Origin of the sequence: Pseudomonas sp., from assembly GCF_026224925.1 — a bacterium.
Classification (GTDB): domain Bacteria; phylum Pseudomonadota; class Gammaproteobacteria; order Pseudomonadales; family Pseudomonadaceae; genus Aquipseudomonas.
Window position 1 is genome coordinate 1 of record NZ_JAMFRV010000560.1, and the last position, 2,374, is coordinate 2,374.

Below are 2,374 nucleotides of genomic sequence, written 5' to 3' on the forward strand. Positions count from 1 at the left end.
CCTGCAGGCTTGGGGATTCAATACCATTGGCAACTGGAGCGATCCGGGATTAGGCGTTAATGAGCGCGTGCCCTATACCTTGCCGCTGTCCATCGTCGGTGACTACAACAGCATCAGCACTGGGACGGACCGTTGGGGTGGCATGCCCGATCCGTTTGACCCGCGCTTCGCCATGGCCACCGAACGGGCAGTCGCTATCGCTGCCCGGGATCATCGTGATGACCCGTGGTTGGTGGGTTATTTCGCGGATAACGAGTTGGCCTGGGCCGGGTATGGTGATGACCCGAAGGCGCGTTACGCCTTGGCCTATGGCACTTTGAAAATGAGCACTGATGCACCCGCCAAACGTGCGTTCCTCAAACAGCTGCGTGATAAGTACCGTAATCAGCAGGGGCTTTCGAAAGCGTGGGGCATTAACCTGCCTGCTTGGGAGTTGATGGAAGACCCGGGTTTTCAGCCGCCACTGCCAAGCGCCGATCACCCCGAAATCGAAACCGACTTCAAAAACTTCCAGAAGGTCTTCGCGGACACCTATTTCAAAACCATCTCCGACTCTTTGAAATGGCATGCGCCTAATCATCTGCTGCTCGGTGGTCGCTTTTCGGTGAGTACCCCGGAAGCGGTGGCGTCGTGCGCTCAATATTGCGACGTACTGAGTTTCAACTTCTATACTCCAAAACCACAAGACGGCTACGACTTTGCCGCATTGCGTGAGCTGAATAAACCCGTGCTGGTGGGCGAATTTCACTTTGGCTCCCGCGACCGCGGACCGTTCTGGGGTGGCGCCATGGAAGTCGCGAGGGAAGAAGACCGCGGCCCGGCTTACGCGAACTTCCTCAAACAAGCCTTGGCCGAACCGTCAATCGTCGGTGTGCATTGGTTTGAATACCTCGATCAGCCGGTCACCGGTCGGTTGCTCGACGGGGAAAATGGCCACGTCGGTCTCGTCGGGATCACTGATGTACCGTTTCAGGGCTTCGTTGACGCCGTGCGCAAAAGCAACCTTCAAGTACCCGTCTTGCTCAATAAAGAGGCGCGTGCAAGCGAGACTGAAAAGGCTAAGGCTCAAGCGGCACCTGACAATGTCCAGAAAAGCGACGGTGGAAAGCGTGGCAGCGGTGAAGGAAAAGGTGCTGGCGGGCATGCCGGGGGTACCCGTTAATCATCGCTTTAACGCGTGAGTCTGTTCCCAAAGCGCTCAATCGCTGGAACAATGCGCGTCATTAACTGATGCAGCGAATTTCGGGGAGCGGGTGCGTGCAGATTCAGGGGCATTTCGAGCTTAAGTTTGAGGCCGTGCGGGAAGCTTTTGCTGCACTGTTCGATGACCCTCAGGAGCGCGGCGGCGCGTTGTGCATCCAGATCGGCGGCGAAACCGTGGTCGATCTATGGGCCGGCATCGCAGATAAGGATGGCACTGAGGTTTGGCACAGCGACACCATCGCCAATCTGTTTTCCTGCACCAAAACCTTCACCGCAGTGACGGCGTTGCAGTTAGTCGGCGAAGGAAAGTTGCAGCTGGACGACCCGGTCGCCGACCTTTGGCCTGAATTCGCTGCGGCCGGCAAAGGCAAAATCACGCTGCGCCAGTTGCTTTGCCATCAGGCAGGTTTGCCAGCATTGCGTCATATGTTGCCCGCCGAAGCGCTGTATGACTGGCAAGCCATGACCGATGCGTTGGCGGCCGAAGAGCCTTGGTGGACACCGGGTAAGGGTCACGGCTATGCAGCCATAACCTATGGCTGGTTGGTCGGTGAAATGTTGCGTCGGGCTGACGGCCGGGGGCCGGGTGAGTCTATCGCGGCGCGTATCTCTCAACCGTTGGGCCTCGACTTTCATGTAGGGCTGGCGGACGAAGAGTTTCATCGTGTCGCGCACATCACTCGCGGCAAGGGCGTTACAGGGGATGAAGCCGCACAGCGTCTGTTGCAGACGACAATGCGCGAGCCGACCTCCATGACCGCACGGGCTTTTACCAATCCGCCGTCTATTATGACCAGCACCAACAAGCCTGAGTGGCGGCGCATGCAACAACCTGCCGCCAATGGGCATGGTAATGCACGCAGTCTCGCTGGTTTTTACTCGGGATTGCTTGATGGTCGGTTACTGGAAGCAGAGCTGTTAAGTGAGTTGACCCGAGAGCACAGTGTGGGGGCCGATAAAACCCTGCTGACTCAAACCCGTTTCGGTCTCGGCTGTATGCTCGACCAGCCGCAGGTGCCTAATGCAACCTACGGCCTTGGACCTAAAGCCTTCGGCCATCCCGGCGCAGGCGGCTCTATCGGATTTGCGGACCCTGAGCGCGAGGTGGCATTTGGTTTTGTCACTAACACGCTAGGGCCTTATGTATTAATGGACCCGCGCGCGCAATCGC

Annotated in this window: 2 protein-coding genes; both read left to right on the forward strand. The window is 57.8% G+C overall.

The features are described 5' to 3' along the window. On the forward strand, nt 1-1,162 hold a 1,162-nt coding region (locus M0974_RS23410), incomplete at its 5' end, for a beta-galactosidase (protein ID WP_297842510.1). Nucleotides 1,163-1,257: 95 nt separating this feature from the next. Continuing rightward, the coding region (locus tag M0974_RS23415; protein WP_297842512.1) for a serine hydrolase domain-containing protein at nt 1,258-2,374 on the forward strand (1,117 nt) is incomplete at its 3' end.